This is a genomic window from Vibrio sp. Y176 (assembly GCF_033438945.1).
Map to the genome: position 1 here is coordinate 857814 of NZ_JAWOQS010000001.1, position 21032 is coordinate 878845.

Annotated in this window: 19 protein-coding genes and 1 pseudogene; 8 read left to right on the forward strand and 12 right to left on the reverse strand. The window is 35.9% G+C overall.

The features are described from left to right. Positions 1-141: 141 nt before the first annotated feature. Positions 142-621 carry a DUF1456 family protein gene (locus tag R7O13_RS03840; protein WP_064354797.1) on the reverse strand — a complete coding sequence of 160 codons (480 nt, stop codon included), beginning with the start codon at positions 619-621 and terminating at the stop codon, positions 142-144. A 560-nt stretch (positions 622-1181) separates the two neighbouring features. Between R7O13_RS03840 and R7O13_RS03845 the strand changes: the two genes are divergently transcribed. The 3 genes from R7O13_RS03845 to R7O13_RS03855 all read left to right on the forward strand — a co-directional run bounded on the left by R7O13_RS03845 (position 1182) and on the right by R7O13_RS03855 (position 3486). Then, positions 1182-1595: a LexA family protein gene (locus R7O13_RS03845; RefSeq protein ID WP_025538623.1), complete on the forward strand. Its 414-nt coding sequence runs from the start codon at positions 1182-1184 to the stop codon at positions 1593-1595. Then, positions 1595-2851 (forward strand): Y-family DNA polymerase, encoded by a 1257-nt coding sequence (locus R7O13_RS03850; RefSeq protein ID WP_025538624.1) that lies wholly within the window; start codon positions 1595-1597, stop codon positions 2849-2851. Before R7O13_RS03845 ends, R7O13_RS03850 begins: the two co-directional genes overlap by 1 nt. A 455-nt stretch (positions 2852-3306) precedes the next feature. Next, positions 3307-3486, forward strand: coding sequence for a hypothetical protein (locus R7O13_RS03855; protein ID WP_228763911.1), 180 nt, complete (start codon positions 3307-3309; stop codon positions 3484-3486). Between the two features lie 112 nt (positions 3487-3598). On the opposite strand, the pseudogene R7O13_RS03860 reads toward R7O13_RS03855, so the two are convergent. From R7O13_RS03860 to R7O13_RS03870, 3 genes and pseudogenes are all read right to left on the reverse strand, one after another. Beyond that, positions 3599-3934, reverse strand: a pseudogene (locus tag R7O13_RS03860) (helix-turn-helix domain-containing protein); the annotation flags it as partial. Between the two features lie 168 nt (positions 3935-4102). Next, on the reverse strand, positions 4103-5005 hold the full coding sequence (locus tag R7O13_RS03865; RefSeq protein WP_025537466.1) for a sensor domain-containing diguanylate cyclase: 903 nt from the start codon (positions 5003-5005) through the stop codon (positions 4103-4105). A gap of 269 nt (positions 5006-5274) precedes the next feature. Further along, positions 5275-5946: a DJ-1/PfpI family protein gene (locus R7O13_RS03870; RefSeq protein ID WP_025537464.1), complete on the reverse strand. Its 672-nt coding sequence runs from the start codon at positions 5944-5946 to the stop codon at positions 5275-5277. Between the two features lie 183 nt (positions 5947-6129). Between R7O13_RS03870 and R7O13_RS03875 the strand changes: the two genes are divergently transcribed. Then, entirely contained in the window at positions 6130-6693 is a 564-nt protein-coding gene (locus R7O13_RS03875) for a TetR/AcrR family transcriptional regulator (RefSeq protein ID WP_025537462.1), read from the forward strand. A 41-nt stretch (positions 6694-6734) separates the two neighbouring features. On the opposite strand, the gene R7O13_RS03880 is transcribed toward R7O13_RS03875, so the two are convergent. Next, positions 6735-8615 (reverse strand): hypothetical protein, encoded by a 1881-nt coding sequence (locus R7O13_RS03880; protein ID WP_193281396.1) that lies wholly within the window; start codon positions 8613-8615, stop codon positions 6735-6737. 178 nt (positions 8616-8793) lie between these two features. Beyond that, complete coding sequence (gene dld, locus R7O13_RS03885; protein ID WP_262601775.1) at positions 8794-10500, reverse strand: D-lactate dehydrogenase; 1707 nt, start codon at positions 10498-10500, stop codon at positions 8794-8796. A 516-nt stretch (positions 10501-11016) separates the two neighbouring features. On the opposite strand from dld, the gene R7O13_RS03890 reads away from it, so the two are divergent. Next, complete coding sequence (locus R7O13_RS03890) at positions 11017-12606, forward strand: L-lactate permease (protein WP_193281397.1); 1590 nt, start codon at positions 11017-11019, stop codon at positions 12604-12606. A gap of 26 nt (positions 12607-12632) precedes the next feature. Here the strand turns inward: R7O13_RS03890 and R7O13_RS03895 are convergent, their stop codons facing one another. From R7O13_RS03895 to R7O13_RS03905, 3 genes are read right to left on the reverse strand one after another with little or no spacing between them, the layout of a single operon-like run. Continuing rightward, positions 12633-13535: a LysR family transcriptional regulator gene (locus R7O13_RS03895; protein WP_064354799.1), complete on the reverse strand. Its 903-nt coding sequence runs from the start codon at positions 13533-13535 to the stop codon at positions 12633-12635. A 44-nt stretch (positions 13536-13579) separates the two neighbouring features. Then, entirely contained in the window at positions 13580-14926 is a 1347-nt protein-coding gene (locus R7O13_RS03900) for a sensor histidine kinase (protein WP_025537666.1), read from the reverse strand. Next, on the reverse strand, positions 14919-15617 hold the full coding sequence (locus R7O13_RS03905) for a response regulator transcription factor (protein ID WP_025537664.1): 699 nt from the start codon (positions 15615-15617) through the stop codon (positions 14919-14921). Before R7O13_RS03905 ends, R7O13_RS03900 begins: the two co-directional genes overlap by 8 nt. Before the next feature lie 197 nt (positions 15618-15814). Between R7O13_RS03905 and R7O13_RS03910 the strand changes: the two genes are divergently transcribed. The 3 genes from R7O13_RS03910 to R7O13_RS03920 all read left to right on the forward strand — a co-directional run bounded on the left by R7O13_RS03910 (position 15815) and on the right by R7O13_RS03920 (position 17403). Continuing rightward, on the forward strand, positions 15815-16219 hold the full coding sequence (locus R7O13_RS03910) for a hypothetical protein (RefSeq protein WP_025537662.1): 405 nt from the start codon (positions 15815-15817) through the stop codon (positions 16217-16219). 1 nt (position 16220) lies between these two features. Then, positions 16221-16805, forward strand: a complete 585-nt coding sequence (locus R7O13_RS03915) for a porin family protein (RefSeq protein WP_025510136.1) — start codon at positions 16221-16223, stop codon at positions 16803-16805. A 187-nt stretch (positions 16806-16992) separates the two neighbouring features. Then, positions 16993-17403, forward strand: a complete 411-nt coding sequence (locus R7O13_RS03920) for an H-NS family nucleoid-associated regulatory protein (protein ID WP_025510137.1) — start codon at positions 16993-16995, stop codon at positions 17401-17403. Positions 17404-18120: 717 nt separating this feature from the next. Here the strand turns inward: R7O13_RS03920 and R7O13_RS03925 are convergent. The 3 genes from R7O13_RS03925 to R7O13_RS03935 form a co-directional block, all read right to left on the reverse strand. Then, positions 18121-18270 (reverse strand): hypothetical protein, encoded by a 150-nt coding sequence (locus R7O13_RS03925; protein ID WP_242412961.1) that lies wholly within the window; start codon positions 18268-18270, stop codon positions 18121-18123. Between the two features lie 272 nt (positions 18271-18542). Then, positions 18543-18827 carry a hypothetical protein gene (locus R7O13_RS03930; protein WP_025537660.1) on the reverse strand — a complete coding sequence of 95 codons (285 nt, stop codon included), beginning with the start codon at positions 18825-18827 and terminating at the stop codon, positions 18543-18545. A gap of 253 nt (positions 18828-19080) precedes the next feature. Continuing rightward, the gene (locus tag R7O13_RS03935; protein ID WP_140360265.1) at positions 19081-20724 is read right to left on the reverse strand and encodes a hypothetical protein; all 1644 of its coding nucleotides are present in this window, start codon (positions 20722-20724) and stop codon (positions 19081-19083) included. Positions 20725-21032 lie beyond the last annotated feature (308 nt).

A 21032-nucleotide genomic window follows, 5' to 3' on the forward strand; every position in this document is an offset into this window, starting at 1 on the left:
TAGGTATCTACTGAAGAAAGACAAAGAGTAGACGTGATTGTGAAGCTCTAATATCGGTCTTTAGCATGATAAAAGCGAGTAGCCAAATAAGATGGTTCTCGCTTTTTTTAATCAATTGCTACGTTCGATTCGAGATAAAAATTACCCAGTAAACTCTTCAGAATCAGGACGATTGGTAAACTGCACACCATTTAAGAAGTCGCACAGTAGTTGGTCTTCACACTGTTTGTAGTTTTTATTGTTTGGCTTGCGGAAATACGCACCAATTTCGTATTTACTTAAACTAATACCAACCACTTCTAATACGTCCAACATATCTTCTGCTTTCATGTCTAGTGCAATGCGCAGCTTCATGAAAATCATGTTGTTAGTCAACGAGATTTCTGGCTTAGGTTGCTCGCCGTCTTTTTTTCCTCGCTTGAGGTTAATAAAGCCATTTAAGAATACCGCTAACTCTTGATCCTTCATCTTAACGTAAGATTTTTCGCTTTCATCTTTTAACCAGTTTGCCACTTTATCGTGAGCCACAGTGACTTCGGCCTGCCCGAAAGCTTTCATTATCTGTGCGTTTTTAAGGTTTAACGCGTGTTGGATACGACGTAAAATTTCGTTGTTAGTCACTAGGGATTCCTAAAATGAGTTCTAAGGGTGAATAAAAATCCATCAATTACATGTGATCTGTGGGTGTCTTTATTCAATAGCGTAGTTGACGGTGACTCTAACAGAGAACACGTTTCTTCGGTAGGTTAAAAAATGGAAATAAGACGGCCTATTCGAACTAGTTGGCTAAGTGGGTAAGCCCCCCACTTTCATAGACACTATGCTGATTAGAAGAAGTAGGTCAAATCACCTCACTGTTATTTGTGAGGTAGAAGGTTACTGGCAAGGAATGGGGCATAAATGCTTCAGCCAGACTCGCAGTATCAAAACTCTACAATAGCAATCGACGACTAACCCGAAGCGTAAAGAAAGTCCCTTTACACCCTACCCTCTTTTCAAGCATTTTTATTGGTGTATGTATATGAAATTGGCGAATTATGCACGATAGGTAGCCCTACTGCCGACCCGACACATCCTAAAACACTTAGTAGGATAAGTGCGGTATTTTCTTTCTAATGTCCTTGACGATCAAACCGTTTAGTTTCAAAATAACTGTATATATGTACAGCTGCATTTTTATTATGAAAGTTATCCCTATCTTAGCAAGCGCTGGTATTACAGGCTTTGAAAGCCCTGCTGCTGAATACAGACAACTAGGAATGAGCCTTGATGAACTGCTAGTTGAGCATCCAAGTGCTACATTCATCGGACAAGCAATGGGGGAATCTATGCAAGAGATTGGCATTTTTGATGGTGACTTGTTGATTGTAGATCGTCACGTTGCCGTCCAAAACCTTGATGTAATCGTGGCCAATTATAATGGTGAGTTCGTTTGTAAAATACTAGATATGACACGTCGATCACTCTTATCTGCAAATGAAACAATGATGCCTATCTTTATTCATGCTCAAGATACATTTTCGATTGAAGGTGTAGTGATTCGCTCTATCCGTTGTCACCGCCCAAGCTATTTACTCTCATCTCGTAAAAAATAATGTTTGCCCTAGTTGATGCTAATTCCTTTTATTGTAGTGCTGAGCAAGTTTTTAGACCAGAGTGGAGAGGTAAGCCCGTAATCGTTCTGTCGAATAATGATGGCTGTGTCGTTGCAGCTAATCGTCAAGCTAAAGAAGCAGGTATAGCAAAGTTTAAACCTTACTTTGAAGTCAAAGCGTTGTGTGAGTTGAAAGGTGTAATTGCTCTATCATCTAATTATGAACTTTACGCAGATTTGTCGTCCAAAATGATGGATGTTATCGGGCGGTTTGCGCCTGAGCAATATGTATACTCCATTGATGAATCATTTCTTTCCTTTCATCGCTGCTTTCCTGCCATTAAAGACTTACGAGAACATGGCTCTTTAATCCGACGAGCTGTTTGGAAGGAGTGTCGATTACCAGTAAGTATAGGTATGGGAACAACGCTAACCCTCGCCAAAATTGCCAATCATGCAGCTAAAAAAATTCAAGGCTGTAAGGGCGTTTGCGTTATCGACAATGAACATCAGCGTACCTCTATATTAAAGCAGCTAGAAGTTGGTGATGTATGGGGAGTGGGCAAAAAAATATCAACACGATTAAAACATATGGGGATTAACTCGGCTTATGATTTGTCTCAGTATGCCCCAGAACAAGCACGTCGAGAATTTTCAGTCGAAATTGAAAGAACCGTTCGTGAATTAAATGGTCTCGCTTGCAAGGGCTGGGACACAGCTAGAGCTGATAAAAAACAGATTTACTCAACTCGTAGCGTTGGAACAAGAATCACCGACCTTGAACTACTGAAGCAAGCACTAAGTAAACACGCCGCTATAGCAGCACATAAAGCACGAAATCAAAAGTCGCTGTGTAAAGCTATGCTCTGCTTTGCTTCCAATTCACCATTCGATGATAAACCTCAGAGCTTCCGTATAGTTCATCATTTTGCTTATCCAACTGCTGACTCAATGCAGTTGGTCAAAATTGCTACACATGCAGCAACACAATTGTTCAAACCTGGTGTACGTTATTACAAAATTGGCATCGGCTTGATCGATCTAGTTAATGGGCAGCACGAACAATTAGATCTGTTAAATCAAACCCCGAGTAATGATAAGTTAATGAAAGTGTTTGATGGTCTTAATAATCGCTATGGCACTGATACGCTTTTTGTTTGTTCCCAAGGCATAGAGCAGAAATGGAGCATGCGAAGAGAAAAGCTTACTCCGCAATATACAACTAACTGGCTAGATATACCTAAAGTAAGGTGTTAACAGTTCAATTCTTAACACCTTACTTTAGGTATATTTTCTGTCTTATAACGCGACTTCTACTGGCTCCATTTGGATTGCCTTCATGTACTCTTCAGCAGCCCCGTCTTAAACTTCTTTACGATCGTTAGAGTCAAACGCCCTAACGTGAAGAAAATTCTCTTACTCTACTAAGACCTTTGAAACATATCTCTTTATTGAATACTCCAACAAGACTGCCGTTTCAATCAATTTTTATCTAAAACGCCGTGTTAAAATAGCTGATTATACAACGCACTATTTATGGGGATGAAAAGAAAATATTTGTTATTCTGAGTTTAATTGAAGTAGCGTTCTACTTTTTCACCAGTGGCGATAAAAACAAAATTAGTAATCTTAGATCTGTAGAGTTCAGCGCCAAAAATAGGATTCTGACGATAGCAATAGATGATGATAGAGACTTGCAAACAAGAATCAGAATGGACGATAAAATCGAAGAAGCTGTGTTCCTTAATGAGTTGATAGATAAAGGCACGTTAATCTACGCCGACGGTAACTATCGTTACCAAGGCCGATGCCAACACGTTCAATTAGAATGGCAAAAAGGTGAGTTGCTCTTACCGAAATACTACAAGGTATTTTTGAATGAAACCTGTTAAAAACTTGGTGCTATAACACCCGTTGTCAGCGGGCTGTGATATGACTGATTTGGTAGGTAAGTTAGCGTAGGATTCAGAACATAATTTGGTTCTCAATTTCTTGCATGGCAATAGATCCTAGGTAGCCTGGGTGTTCTGTTTCTATCTCATCACAAGCTTCATCATGCGCTTCTTACACTCAAGAGCAGCGACTTGATTGCCCGTGAGTAAGAAAATCAATGGCCTATTTGAGAACGGCTAGTACTGTTTAACCATCAACTCGGTTCTTCAAGTTTGGTGTTCTTCTGTAAAGCATCGATACCACAGTTTCAACTAGTTCTTGATAGCGATAGAACGTATCTCGTGAGATACCCATAATCTTGCAGGCACTAGATACATTGCCAAGTTCTTCTGCAAGATTGAGAAGCCCAACTTTGTATTTGATGATTGGATTACTAGTAAGAAGCATGAGCGTTACCACTTGTTGTCTTTGATTACGGATTAAGCTCCTTTAATAAAAGTGGGTAACTATTTTATTATCAAACTTAAGTATCAGATCTAGTCGGAACTAGTACAAGTCATTAGATAATAAACTCTTAGTTATAAACCGACCAGTTAAAATTTAATAATAAAAATACTAATTATAAAAAATACGTTTAAAGTTTTTGTCTTTAAATTTTATTTTATACATGTCTTTGTCTGCTTTTTTTATAACTTCATTAAGATGGCAACTATGTTTAGAATATACTGAGAACCCCATACTAAATTCAACCTTTAATTGAGATGAAAGTCCATCGATAGAGAAAGGCTTAGATAATATATTGGTAATTTTACACTTTATAGCGTCTATTTGATATTCTTCTTTATATGAATCCGTCAGCTTAAATAGAATTATAAATTCGTCCCCACCAACACGGAAACACATATCGCATTCTCGAACACTTTCTATAAGTCTAGAGGAGACACCTTTAAGTAATAAATCTCCCACATTATGTCCATAGGTATCGTTAACAACCTTAAAATCATCAAGATCTAAATAAGTCACTATGTATGAAGAAGAACTGAACAACAAATCAGAACTTTTGTTAATAATACGATCCAATTCGTGTCTATTAAATAACCCAGTCAGAGGGTCTTTGAAGGCCTTAACGTGAAGATCCTCAATTAGTTTCTCAGTGCTAGTAACATCAAAAATGGTTGCAATAGCACAGTCCATTCCATCAAAATAGATATTTGCTATTGAAATTCTTGCTCTAAAAAACTCCCCATTTGAACGTACACACAGGATTGTTCCTCTAGAAGTCATATTTCTACTTTGACATTTGTTGGATATAAAATCATCAACTTTTTTATGGTGCTGTTTAGCAAAGTAACTGGGAATTATAACGTCCAATTTTTTATTAAAAATTTCGTTTTTATTAAATCCAAACAATTTAAAAAAATAGGTATTTGCAAATACAATATTAGAATATTTATCTACAATTATATTTGCATCAGAAAGACAGTTTAAGAAATCTGAAATGTGTTCGGTTGCATTCACTCTACATATACCTTATCAAACCAAAGGATATCTAACCAAAGTGACCCAATGAAAGCGATAAAGATAAATTATATATTTAATACAACATATATCCATTTCTTTATGTATATTTGTGATCTAAGCACGCTTAAAGAAAAATTAAAATTTTAATATATTTGAACAAATTTTAAAAATTTATAAATATGTGAAACAAGAGTTAAATCGTAGTGTTACTGATGCCTATGATAACAATTTCATGCACAACATAGACACCATGTCATCAATTGAATTTAATTAAACATTTCGTACGCGATTGACTTAACCAAATTCTGCACAGAGTTCTTCATCTCATCTTTGGCGTCGTTGTGGTTACCACAGCCAAAAGGGGGTTGCGGGTCATACTCTAAGAGTAACTCTAGACTTTCGACTGACTTAATATCCCCAGATAACTCAGCTAAAAGTTCCAGAGAAAAATCCAATCCAGATGTGATGCCTCCACCACTTATCCTATTACGATCCTTTACAACTCTCTGATTTAAGTACGTTAATTTAGGATATTTATTTAAAGCTTCTTTGTATGCCCAATGAGTAGTTACTTTATAACCATCTAGTAACCCCGTTTCTGCTAGGATTAAAGAGCCAGTACAAACAGATGTTATGTACTTTGCATGACTGCCTATTTTTGTCAGAAAATCTATGACTTCATTGTCTCTGATTTGCTCTATCGGGTTTGCAGAGCCAGGAACAATTAATACATCAACATGGGGAAGATCATGAACACTATAGTTTGGTAAAAGCTTAACATTTGCATCTGAAGAAACAGGTTGAATACTTTTTGAAAAAGTAAAAACATTAACTAATCCACTTACAGCTAAAACTTGTAACGGAGCATATGCATCAAGCATGGTAACACCAGGGTAAATATATATTCCAACATTCAGATTCTTACTCAAATTTTCCATTATCAATGCCTCAATAAAATGATTGAGAAGCCATTTTAGTCTTTTATAAATCAAACACTAGAAACTAAAGAGTCAAACTGTTCGATCTGGAACTATTTTTAACAATAGTCCCAAACCGTTAATGTTAATATTGACTATAAATTTCAACACACTATCCTATTCAATAAGATAGGAGTAAACCTAATGTATAGAAACAAAAGTTGCAAACGAATTCTAGTTGCTTTTCGAGATTTATTATTAGTAAAAGATTATTGTGAAATCTCTGTATTGGAAATAATATCTAAAGCAGATGTTAGTAAAAGTACATTTTATAGATACTATAATGGAAAGCTCTGTGTTTTTATTGAAATGCATAAACTGTTGTTTCAAAAATTATTTACACAAATGAATACTAAAGACGCTTGGCTGAGTAGCCTACCACAACAATCTTTCATTAATATGGCTAGCTTGGCGTCAAGGCGGAATGGAATAGGTCGTTCTATGGTTTACAAAATGGGTGATGATTGGTCAATTGCTTCAAGGTTAATCAGAGATTGTTTATCAAGTGAAGTGGAAAATCAACTATTAAAAGTATTTGGAAAAGATTCTTGGATAATACCTATCGAGCAAGTAGCAGGTTCTATTGCGGCATTACACATTGATTGCATAACACAATTAGGATTGAAATCAGGCCCATCTTCGGCAGAACAAGAGCTATCATATCTACAATTTTTCACACAATCTATTATAAACTCATCCTTGAGTTAGTTAAGTAAATAAAAAGCCACCATAATTTGGTGGCTTTTTATTTATAGGTCTAGTTCAGAAGAAGTGAATTTTATTTTTTCTATATTTTCTAATAAGACAACACCATCACCATTATCTCGATTATCAGAAATAGAGTATTTTCCATCCCCTAATTTAGTAATTGTATAATTTGACTCATCACCTGAGAAGATAACTGTATTTTTACCTTTATTACCAACAATTTTATTTCCGAGTTTATTTACAATAACATTTACATTATTGCTGCCAGTTAATGTAATATTCTTCAGATATTGTGAGTGGTGTGTATAAGGCAACTTAGTGTCAAACTTTAAACTAAACGTTCCTTCAAAGCTCTTAGAAATTCTTGCATTATAGGTAAGGTATGGATGAAGTAATTTCTGTACAGCTTTTAGGCCCAACGGATCAAGAGTAGACATTTCTGCTCTTGTCTTAGCTGTATAAATGCCCCACATACCACCTTTGAATTTCTCTTCTAAATGTTTTCTTCTTTCTTCTAGGAGAGCTAGTTCTGTCGCATCTAACAGGTCAGTTAATGTGGATGTTTCAGTATCAGCCACATCAGTACTTCCTTCGATACTTACACTAGCAATCTCTTTTTGTCCCCAAGCTCCCCACAAGCCATAATAGGAATCAACAACAGCAGCATAGTATTCTTGAGACAGGCTGTTCTCTTTAGTCAGCTCTTGTATCCATGCCTGATTATCTTCTCCGAGGCCCCAGATTTTTCCTGTAAGAGCGTTGACTTGAGCACTTCTTAACTCCGCTTGATAACCTGGTAATGCGCCCATAAACTTTTCATTTTGATCCACGCCAATACCGTAGTCATGGACAAGATGCAATATTTCTTCAAAGGTAGCATCTCTATGGTCATAATTTTGTTCGATGTACCAGCTACCGCCCTCGACTTGGATTTCCTCCTTGTATAGAGGTTGGCCATCAAGTTTTACCGCTGGGTTAGATCCGTCATCTTTGCCATTAAGCAGTAATAGTTTGGCGTTATTTTCTGCCATCTTATTCGCGATTTCTGATTTATTATCCCCATACTCAGAACCATCAAAGTTGGTCAAGTAATGCGATAATACATTCCTTGCTCTAATTATTTGTTCATCCGTCAACTCGTCTTGGGCTAATATCGGTATTCTTTTTCCGTTTGGAGTTTTAACCTCTGTATAGCGGTCAAATCCTAACTGTAAAGAGTAAGTTTTAGCTAGCTCTTTAGGTACCGTTGTTATACCTAAAAAACTAGATTCCTCAGTGACTATTTCATACTTAACAATTTCATCAAGCGTCAAGTAATGCATGGAGCTTGACTTAGCTGAGTTCAATGTGAACCAGTAAAAATCAGAGTTAATGCCCATATCTTGGTAATAAGACGTGAAAATATCGTGTGAGCTGTGTGATGATGGATACTCACGACCATCTTTCACCCCGTCACTCCATGAATGTACACCAAGTTTAGCTCCAGCAGACCAACTTCTTGAAGCACCAGCAAGATATAAATCAACGCCCCCAGAAGTTACATGGCTGTTACTATCTACAACCGTCTTCATCTTCTTACTTCTAATTAACCGTCCAAGCTTTAAGTTAGCATCATCATCAATAGAGCCAGAAATATCCCTCAAATACAGCCGATTTACCGATGGATTTTTAGATAACATGTTATTGAATGCCGAAGTTGAACCATCGCATGAAACACCATCGATGATTGCTGTTTTACCTTGAACTTCGAACTGCAAAGGAGTCATTCCCGTGACAGTAGTTGAGCACTCAGAAATAAAAACATTTTTAGCGGCGGGTTTATGCGTAACATCTTTATCAGTGTTTTTCTCACTACTCGAATTACAGCCCGTTAACGCAGTGACGATCGCTAGGTAAGATAACGCTAATGTAGTACTTTTCAATGAATCATTCCTTATACGAACAAAGCCTTTACTTTACTAGATAGACATTAATGATAACTTGATTACTAGACTAAGATTACGAGTGCTTACAACTCTAAAAAAATTTTACAAAAGTCATAAATTAGGAAAAAAATGGCCACCTGAGATTAATAAGGTGGCCTTTTCAATAAGAGAGTTATCAAACACAACAGCTACAGTTGCGCTTGTACTTTTCCATCTTACCAATACCAGGATTGAAGGTATTGGTCGGGTCAAGCTCATGATAGAATTTCTGAAGTGAGTTATCAGCTTCGTACAGATGTCCTACATTATGCTCTGCTGGATATTTTGCTCCCCGTGCATTAAGGTGTTTTAACATCAACTTTTTCATCAATTTTGTATCAGTACCCTTTTTGAAAATGTAATCTTGATGAAAAACGTGGCACATAAAATGACCGTAATACAGCGAGTGGATAAGGTTCTTACTAATCTCTTCGGGTAAATTTTCCAACCATTCCTCGTCATTTCTTCTCAACGCAATATCTAAAGCAACTATATCTTCTACATCTTTACGGTGGATCGTTTCATAACGTATAGCCGCTCCTGCTGCTGCAAATCGATGTAAATAAGCTTTTTTACCTTCTTCTGGTGTACACTCAAAGAAATCACAATCTCGCTTTTCTCCCCAGACTTCACGAAGATAGATTTGTGCTTCTCTGATTCCAGCTTCACTCATTTTAAGAACTAAGTGATGTTCGTACTTATCACGGAAATCCAACATCCTTTCTGGTAGATGCTGAGGAAATAATTTACTTGCATAATACATGACTGCATCGGGAAGATATTTGCTAACGAATGGAACGCGATCCAAGATATTTTCAACTTTGGCTTTCAATGCAAACATCTTGGGCAATCTATCAGTACCTAGCAAATCGATTGATAAAAATACGTCTTTGCCATACTTTTCTGCAATATTAAAAATATCTCGATGCATATATTCAGCCATTTCTGGCAAGTTTTCAAAATTCGTCAAGATGTCTCTTCTAAGTTTAGTCAGTTGTGAAGGATCATTTGTACCAACGTAAAATACTTGCTCCTTTTCTGGAACAGGATAACTATCAACACGAACTGCAAATACACCTATTTTACCAGCACAACCACTTGCCTCGAATAAACGACGTTCGTCAGCATTAAATCTAGACGGGATCTCTGAAGTGACATCTCGCACACGTTGATCATATTCCTTGTCGGAAGCCATCCTCTCATCATATTGAATCTGAGTAGAATCAAAATTACCTAACTCAAGATTTCGAAGAATTTCTTCTGGCGTATCACCTAAACCATCGATGCCGAGATGATTTACAAGATGTAATTTACCGTGTTTATCTACTTGACCATAAATTGCAAGCTCTGTATAGGCAGGACCTCGCTTGACCAAAGCGCCACCCGAGTTATTTGCAACACCACCAATAACTGTTGCTCCGATTGTAGATGAACCGATGACAGAGTGTGGTGCTCTATTTACAGATTTAAGTTTCTTTTCTAATGAATACAAACTTGTTCCTGGAAAGCATAATGCTTGCCTGCCGCCATCTAACAACTGAACCTGATTTATTCTTGTAACATTTATTACAACAACATCCCTATCATAATCATTTCCACTAGGAGCAGAGCCTTCTGTAAGTCCTGTTTTAGCAGCTTGCATGATTATAATACAGTTATTATTCACACATGCCTGGATTACTCGCCATTGCTCAACGAGTGAATTTGGAAAAACAATTGCTATTGCTTTTCCGCATCCAGAACGAAATCCTGAACGGAAATATTTGGTTTTATTAGAATCAGTAAGAACATTATCATTTCCGACAATAGATACAAATTCATCGATTATTTTTTTATTATTCATCATCATTTCTCACTTTATGTAGGGATTTGGGAATATAAACTCTTCGGAAAATCAAATCTATTGTAAGTGAATGAAATTAAAGACAACAAGTCCAAACAAACAAAAAATAACTTAACTTTCAGATACTTAAATGAATGAGACAAAAAAGAAAAACACTGTTTCTAATTAGAAACATAGATAAACGATTGAATAATATGAACTTTAACATCAATAGCAAATTTAAGAAAAACACTGTTTCTAATTAGAAACAATAAGTTCAAAGTTCAAACTTCATAATTAAGCACTTATATGATTTATATGGGTTTTATATTGTTAACAATTATTAATTAATTGAAAATATATTACACAAATAATTTTTCCGAGATATATACACTATGTTTTATATGTGTAGTAATGAATCATTTAAGGTATTATTTTTACGCTTTTAATTAAGCAAATTTTGATAATACCCCTTACAAAAAATCCAAAATGTGAATGCTTAATTTCAAGGTTGAAATTAAGCATCGGAGTATAATAATGATATCCCTACTTATATCCATCATTCCTATCGCTTTTCTGATATGGATGATGACAAAGAAAAATGCGGTACCTTCACATATAGCACTACCGCTTACAGCTTTTATGGTTGCTCTAATCCAGTTTTTTCACTTTGATACTGACATGATCACAATCGGTGCATACAGCGTCTCTGGCATGCTATCGGCTACAACTCCGATTTCGATTGTAGCAGGTGCGATCTTATTAAATAGGTTGCTCTACTATACTGGCTCTGAAAAAACAATTAAGGTTTGGTTAGAGTCCATTAGTCGAAATGAGGTTGCCCAACTAATGATAATTGGCTGGGCTTTTGCATTTATGATAGAGGGGGCTTCTGGATTTGGTACACCAGCAGCTATAGCAGCACCTATTCTTGTTGGCTTAGGTTTTTCACCAATAAAAGTAGTTCTATTTACACTGACGATGAATTCCGTTCCAGTATCTTTCGGAGCTGTAGGTACCCCGACTTGGTTTGGTTTTTCAAACTTAGGATTGTCCGAAGAAGATATTATTCAAACAGCACAGTTTTCTGCATTAATTCACCTAGTCTCTGCATTTATAATCCCTCTAATTGCTCTTAAGTTTGTTGTACCTTGGGAGAAGATTAAATCAAACTATAAGTTTATATTGGCAAGTACTCTTTCCTGTACTATCCCATACTTTCATATTGCACAGTGGAACTATGAGTTCCCAGCGTTAATAGGAGGTGCAATTGGACTTTTAATAACAATTTTTATAGCAGAAAAAGGGTTAGGATTAGAAAAACAATCGGATACAAGTAGTAAGATTTCAAATAGTAATCTTGTTAGTAATTTTGAGATTTTGAAAGCAATATCTCCTACTTTATTGTTGATCTTTATTCTAATTATTACTCGTGTTAAACAGTTTGGTATCAAACAATTATTACTCGATGATACATCAATGCTTAATTTATCATTAGGATTGATAGGTGATTTAAGCATCAGTCAGGCGTTTATAATTAAAGTTAGCAATATTCTTGGAACAAGCGCTTCTTGGTCATATAAATTGCTTTACGTTCCAGCTTTAATACCGTTCGTTTTGGTAGTTGTTATTTCCATATTTATATTTAATATATCTTCAACCAGTTTGAAAAGAATATGCAGTGATACTACTGACAGAATCAAGTATCCATTTATTGCTCTTGTTGGTGCGCTAATAATGGTGAAGTTGATGATGCTTGGAGGAAGTAAATCTCCAATAATGACTATTGGGACGGCATTTTCAGAGTTTACTGGAGAAAACTGGCAATATTTAGCATCATATTTGGGAGCATTAGGAGCGTTTTTCTCTGGTTCTGCTACGGTGTCAAACTTAACATTTGGAGGAATTCAACAAAGTATTGCTATAAATGTAGGTCTTGAAGAGTCAAAAGTTCTTGCTCTTCAATCTGTCGGAGGAGCTATGGGTAATATGATATGTATAAATAACATAATTGCTGTATCTACAATATTAGGAATATCTAGACAAGAAGGCTATATATTGAAAAGAACTATCGTCCCTATGACTATTTATGGCTTAGTTGCAGCATTAATGAGCTACTTTATATAATATTAACGAGACTTTCGAGTCTCGTTTTAAAAATGGGAGTTTCTTTGATTAAATTTCTCATATATATGTTCAATTAATAACTCAACCTTCTCTGATTGAGTTCTTGATTTTGGGTAAATTGCATATATACCTATCTCTTTGGCTGTATCATACTTAAAGATTTCAACTAAACTCCCATTTTTTATATCGTCATAAATAAGAATTCTTGGAACATATACTATCCCATTACCCAAAATAGCAAGATTTCGTAAAACAGAAGAGTTGTTAGAAGAAAAAGTACTATTGACCTCAACTTTATATCTTTTCTTAGCGTTTTTAAAACTCCAAATGTTTGCTCCACCTTCCTGAAAAGAATACGTCAAACATTTATGCCTATTGAGTTCACTTGGAGAATCTGGTAGTCCATGTTTAGCTATATACATAGGAGATAAGCAAGTAGTCCATTTTGCATCAACCAACTTTCTCACATTAAACGAAGAATCAGGATATGAACCTGTTCTGACTGCTAAATCAAATCCGTTATCTTCGATGTCTAAATATTTATTATCCAAATCCATATCTATTTTTATTGTAGGAAACTTATTATTAAACTCGTATATAATCTCAGGAAAAATTAATTCACCTGATATAGTCGGAACAGTTAATTTAATAGTACCTGATAAGTTTTTTTCCAGTCCATTCAGTGCTTCGTCTGCTTTTTTTGCCGCATCATATACTTTCTTCGCTCCTACAAAGAGCTTGCTACCTGCCTCCGTTAAGAAAAGTTTTCTAGTAGTTCTATATAAAAGCTGAACGCCAACCTCTTCTTCCATTCGAAATATAATTTTACTAACAGCTGATTTAGCAATTCCTAACTGTATGGCTGCCTGACTAAAAGACCCACTTGTTACGACACAGTAGAACACTATGAAATCAAAAGAATTTTTCATAAAATACCTTCAAGTAGACGTACATTTTAAATTTCACTCATACACTATTTAACAGGAATGTTAAGTTCAAAAGCAGTTTCTAAAGCATCACTTTTAACTAAGCTTAAGGTTCCTTCCATAGAATTAGCCGCAGATTTTGCAATTGCAAGCCCTAAGCCAAATCCACCCGACTTTGATGCTCGACTATCATCTAATCGAGAGAAAGGCATAAATAACTCTTCTCTTTTATTATCTTCGATTGGAGGCCCATCATTTTTGATAGTAATCCTAATGAATCCACCTTTAGTCGTAACTTCTACATGTACATGATCACATGAATATCTAATCGCGTTTGAAATTAAATTATCCAATGCAAGCCTCAAAAGTATAGGAGAACAAAATAATGTTATTTCATCATCAGACTGTACCTTAACTTTCTTATCGCAATTATCCAAAAAGTTCAGCCTTTCTTTGACTAAAGCTATAACATTACATGCTTCTTTATTGTTTTTTTGACATTTACTAAGATTATTTAGTTTAGAAAGAAGAACAACTTTATCACTTAAATCCGTTAAATCATCAATATATCTATCAATATCATCAAGTAACTCTTTTGTATCTTTATCTATTTTTCCCTTTCTTATTATTCCGACAGCTAATTGAATTTTACTAAGAGGTGTTCTTACTTCATGTGGTACTGCTTGTGCAAAGATCTGGCTTCTTGTAAAACTACCAGATATCTCCTCTGCCATTTCATTGAAGTAAAAAGCCAATTTACTTAATGGCTTAGGTATGTTTTCATTAGCTCTTACGGATAGTTCTCCTTTCCCAAACTTTTTTTGTACAAGGGTTAGATTTTCAATCTGCTTTTGAAGTTGATACGTTGGGTAATACAGTAAAACTCCGATAACAATTAGAATAACTGAGCAAACTAGTAAAGGTACAAGAACCTCTGGATCTTTATATATTGGAGTTGTGGATAAAGCCTCTTCACTTAGCTTTAAAGGTGGTCGATCACTAATTAAAAGAAAACCATTGTCAATTCCAATTTCATAAATCGCAAACAGAGTTTCAGAATCTTTTTCAAAGATATCAATTCCTTTTACGTTTGATAGATAAGTTAGATGTTCTAAATTATCCTCGTCCAATTTTGGAACCCACTTCACATCGAAGTGTTGGTAAGGCATTGGATTTTTGGAATCTTCAAAATAGCTCTCGAACGATACGCTATCTTGTTCTAATTGATTTTTAATAGTATTAAATACATATTTTGTATCTCTATGAAAATCTACTAACTCATCATTACTGAGGTATTCAGTAGTGAGGAAGAGAGTGAATCCTACACTGGTAAATAGCGACAAGATCATACTTATATAGATTCTTGTAAACATTGGAGGAAGAAAGTTATTCATCGATCATCATGTACCCTTTGTTTCTTATGGTCAAAATGTACCTGTGTGGAGAACTGTTATCCTGTAACTTTTTTCTTAAAGTAGATATTCTCATATCTATGGAGCGATCATTGTATCCATGCTCTACCCCTCTCAATGATCTACAACAATCTTCTCTAGTCACTACTTTTCCTACGTTACTCATGAGTAGAAGTAACATTTCGAATTCTGCATTCGATAAGTAAATTCTATTCCCTCTAAAGATAATCCGTCTTGAATGCGGCTCTAACTCAATATCTCGCACTTTTAGCGGTGTTTCTTTTCCGTTTAAGGGCAAATCTTTGGGTAGTACTCTTCTTATCAATGCTTCAATTCTAGCTACTAACACATGTGGCTTAACTGGTTTTGAGATAAAGTCATCTGCCCCAAGCCTCAATAAAGCTACCTCATTCAAGTCATCGGAACACGCAGTCAAAATCAATATAGCTCCATCATAGAAACATCTAGCTTTTTGACATACTTCACTACCATTTAACCCAGGTAGCATAAGGTCTAAAATCAAAACATCAGGGGCATTTTCTTCAATTTCTTTTAATGCATCCTCTCCCCGATCAAAGGTATCAACCTCAAACCCCTCTGTAGTTAAGTACATCTTTATCAATCGAGCGATTTCATGATCATCTTCAACTAACAATACTTTCTTTGTACTCATGTTGTTCACTATTTCATATGATAAACTCATAATTATAGACTATTTAATAAAGACCATTCATTTCTCTTACACATGCTTACATAAATGAAAAATGATTACTTTTGTTTACCTATAATCGGCCACTTCTCAGTGACTATTGATATCTAATTCAATAGAATTCACAACCATGAAGTGAATTATCATAGATATAGGTTTTTATGTTTATAAAAACAATTAAATTATTAATTGTACTTGGAATTATTTTTGTTACTGGTTGCTCGACAATTAAGGACTCTAGAAGCTCGATCAATGAAAAGAAAACACATCAGTACTCTGTCAGTATTGAAACCCTATGGATTGATACTATAAAAATAATTAACAATTCTGATCTTCAACTTGTTTACGAAGATAAGTCTAACGGAAATATACTTGCTCAAACACCTATAAATGCATTCAGTTGGGGAGAGAATGTATTTATAAATTTATATGGAAATCAGAATGAATCATTTATTAGAATTTCTTGTAAAAGAGCAATTGCAACTAATATAACATCTACGGACTGGGAAAGTTTTATCATAAAAAAACTAGATAATAAACTCAATCAATCAAAACTTGGAAATTAAAATGAAGATAAAGTCTATTTTATTGGTAGTACCATTACTTACTGCACTATCTGCGTCGGCTAACGAAAGTGACTTCTATATTGGTGCTGGCCTAGGCACAGGCGGTATAGATACTGATATAGCTAAAGATATACCTATTCCAATGACTATTGATTCAGAAGGTACACCTATCTTTATCAATGCAGGGTATAAGCTAAACCCTTATGTTTCCTTCGAAACCAAGCTACAAAAGCATGGTGATATTTCTTTTAAATCTCCCCTTGCCAAAAATGAGTATAAATGGAGTCCGAAGTCATTATCATTTAATGCTAATGTATCTTACCCGATTACAGAATTCTTATCTCCTTTCGTTTCTGTAGGTGTAGGCTATATCTCTTTAGATGAGAACCAGGATTCCATTGATAAAGATACTGGTGCAACTTTTACCTATGGTCTTGGGCTAGAGTTTACTCCTGATTTCTTAGGTCCAGTTTCGTTCAATGTTGCATATCATGCCGAACAATTCGATTTAGAATCAAAAGCGAATAACAAAGACTACTCCGTAACACTAGATACTTATAGTGTAAATATTAAATACAATTTCTAAAAAAATCTCCCTACAATATTCTTGTAGGGAGTTAAAATATTTTCTTTATAAATTTATATATCTTATTGCCAACTCTTTGTTATGATTCCACTCACAATTTATTATTAATTATTATCGAATAGGAACACTCATGTGATAAGCTGCATATAGTTTTAAAGAAAAATATAAAAATGAGGTACTAGAGATCATGACAAAAGAATTTGAAAAAACTCTACTTAATATCCGTAGTTTAAGAGTATTTTCTCGCGATTTATCTTTAATTCAGCTTGAAGAAGCTCTAAGTAAATTTTCAAAGGTTGTAGAAGAACGCCGTACAGAAGAAGACAAGATAAAGATTGAACTAGAGAAAAAACAAGAAAAACTTGAGGAAATTGCTAAACAGATTCGTGAGCAAGGACTCGATGCTAATGCCGTAATTTCTGCCCTATCTTCCCAACAGCAAGCCAAAAGCAAGAATAAACGACAACCTTTGCCAGCCAAATATAAATACGTCAATGAAAATGGATTTGAAAAGACTTGGACTGGACAAGGACGTACACCTAAAGTGATACAATTGGCGCTGGACTCAGGTGCCACTTTAGACGACTTCGCTATTTAAATACCTTTATCATTTAGAATTTTTTCTGATGATATCTATAGTTGACTTTAAAATAGAATCACCTATTGACTGAAGCACTATACTCTCATTAATGTTCATTACAAGGTTCGTGACACTAACTCACCCAAATTAAGTCTATACTCAAATCATTACCTACGATTTATCAGCTATAAATGCCCTCTACGACCTACTCATAGTAACGCTCGCATCACGAACCTTTCAAATCAAATAAGAACTACCTTATGTAGCCTTGATTTGAGTAAGAGTTAGTTTCTTCAACCATCAACCATCTAAAAACTTTTCAAGTGGTAAAGTTATTAACACGCGTAGACTATAATAGTAACTGCATTTCTCAAATCCACTCCAATTGGTAATAATTGGCTCTACCCTTGTAACTTTATTGCTACAGCAGAAACCGTTGGTTTCTGCACAATCCGAATGCATAGTATACTTAATGAGTTAGTTGACTCCTTTAGTGTGGTGGGGATTTTGCAACGTCAGCTCGATAATCTTGTCTTCTGCTTGCTCTAGTATGCGGTTTTTACTGCGTTTGAGAGGCTTATGGACCCGTTTTATCCCCATCGCTCCTTCTGCCATTGTTTTCTGTTAGGTTTAGAGTGGGTGGCGAGGGCCACCAAGGATACGAGCGGCTTTAGTTATACTTCCAAACTGTTCAACAAGCACTAATGCTTCTATTCGCCGTTCAACCTCTTTGCCTTAATCACTGCATTTGGGAGACTCAACAAGTTCCGTTATATCGAGCTGACGGTGACCAAAATAGGCTGCGAACTTACCATCATACTTACAACGGATTTCCACTTGTTGGTTGACGATTGAATAACGAACGGGTGAATAGATGACATACATCTTATTATCAAGCTGAACGTATGGTTTCGCCGCATCTTACGATACTCTTTTTGCACATAGATAGTATTGAGGTCTAAATCATCAGGTATGCACTAACAGCCCGAACGCAAACCTGTAGGCTTAACCATGGCGTTTTTTTACCCAGTAGTTTTTATGATCTCTTTTTGCAAATACCGATTCGAACTTTCCATATCCGTGATCTTGAGCAATCGAGGTTCTGTTACCAGCCTATCTTGGAAGGTATCGAAGGATCGCTCTATACATCCCTTAACTTAAGGCAAGTTGGAGAAAATAATTTCGATACCGAGTTCGTTACAAGCTCGCTGCATTTGAAAGAAGTTTTGCACGTCTTTTTTGAGCGGTTCTGGGATCTTATTGGTTTGAGCACGACCTTTGTTACCATGAAAAGCGAATCGATTACCTTCTTTGCGATAAAAACTCAAGTAATGCTCAACGGTTCTTCGAGATTTTTGCAGCAATTGAGTAGCACTATCGATAGCGATTTTGCCATCAAGAACCTTACACAGTGGGCTGGGACTTTGAATCCATGTGAACATCCTTAGCCCCCTTAAAGCTTATTTGATTACTTAAAAAAATACGCTAAATCACTCCCGACATTTTCCCTCGGTAGTTAATCTAATGACAAAGTCGCTTGGTAATTAAGGTACGACAGAATCGCTTGGTGATCACACACATGACCTAATTGCTGGACTCACTTTTGGACAAAAGTGAGTCAGTGAAATACCTAATTTAGATAGTTCAGGATTAGCTAAATTATGGAGTAGTAAAGCTCGAATAGCTCTCCAAAAATTATCGAATTCGGAATTTACCCATTCGATATTCGTTCAATGGGCTAGACTCTCCTATTTCATTTATAGCCCCACCAATCTTCTCAGCTAGCTCTTGGCTACCAGAGGATAGTAACATACAGGCTCTGATATATGATGTTAGGTCTTCCCCCTTAAATCCTTTGAATAGCTCAACAAACTGCTCCTGAGAAAGCTTATTCAGCACTTCAACTTCTGACGAGTTATAGCTATTAGAGCCTTTCCTCAACTCAAGAATATCCATAACCGTTGGTTCAGGTTTTAACTCTAGGTACTGCTTCCTTAGCTTTTCTGCGAACTTCTTATCTTTAATACCAAAAGGATTTGCATCTATGCTATCAATATTAAACACTTCTGGATTATCTTTTCTAGATTCGATGAAGAGTTCAATAAGCTCATCAGCTTTCTCATTTTTCCCCAAAGTTCTTAGCAAAGCTAAACCAGTGGCATATTGTGAGCATGATGTTGTGCGTGCGATATCCCTCATACCCGCTTCCATTGCTTCAGCAACCTCTTCTTCGTTAGAATCGAATGAGCCATGAAAAAGCTTCCAAGCCTCATCCCATTTAGCACTAGCATGTTGAATTTCTAAATCTTTCTGCTTATGTCTACAAAGAGGAATCAACTTTTCTTTGTCAAGAAAACCTTGCTCAATACCACGAGCAACAGCCAAGTCGATTTCATCGGTATATCTGTAGCCATATCGATTTAGCGTCATATTCCAATGATCGGTTATTTCTTTCGTCCATCCCGATTCTTCGTTTTCCTTTCTAGTCCCTGATTGGTTTACAAACGCAAACTCTGGAATGTGCACCTCATCAGCACCATGGCAGTAGTAACACCAACTGAGCAATATAGTGGAGTGAATCACTTGCTTCTTGATGCTTTCATCGAAGCCATCAACAAGCTCCAAAAACTCATTTGTGTGCTCCACTATCTTTCTGATGACTCGTTTATTTTTGATGTTCAATCCAATACAGCAATCACGAACATAATCTCTAAACTCGAAGTCGTCAGCAAACATTATATCGAAGCACTGTTCAGCGGTTGGTTCGAAGTGAAGTTGTCTATCTACGATTTTCTCTTTGTACTTCCTGTAATCTTTGAAAGTATCGTCACCAGCTTCCTCATTAAGCAACAAGACAACCTTGCAACCTTTTTGCTCCTTGAAGAAAGAAACTAACCCCATGAAGTCTTTGATAGTGATTCCCTTGCTATGACGCTCTAAATCATCAAAGCAAATTATTGTCTTGTTCATCGCCAGCTGAGAAACTGAATCAATAAGACTGCCAATACCTCCAACATACTTACTCACATAGGGAATTTTTGTATCCTTCACCAAGTCAGCAACTTTCTTTGAATAGCCTTTGATGTTAGGCGCTTCTCCAATTCGATTTGTATCAATAGTGTTTAAGAACGTAGTTTGCTTTAGCTCAGCAATAGAATTAATCCCAAACAATGAAACGTAGGAGTATGATTTTAAAGCGCATTCGATTTTGAACTCTTCGATGTACTGCTTCCAACTATAAGTCTTACCGACCCCCCAATCGCCTTTGATAGCTAGTACTTCGGGAGTATCGGTGGAAAGGAACCTTCGAACTTGCTCTTTAACTAATTCAACTGACATGTATGCAAATTTCCTTACAAAACAGAATGGTAATCCGACAACTATAAGCCTGTTAATCAATATATTGAATAGAAAAAGGTGTGTTCATAGGCATTCATCAAAAAAGCGCAGGGGGGACAGATCTTTTGCTTGTCCATTATTTTTAGTAGAAAAAACCGACAAGCAGAATGAGGTGTATTTTCGTTCTAACTCACTTTGGGGCACTTCTGAATTACGAAGTGCCAATTGTGAAGGTTCTGGACAAAAACTTTTTAGGCTTATTTTACTAAACCGTCTTTATCAGGTTAGATGCACTAATTCAGAACCTA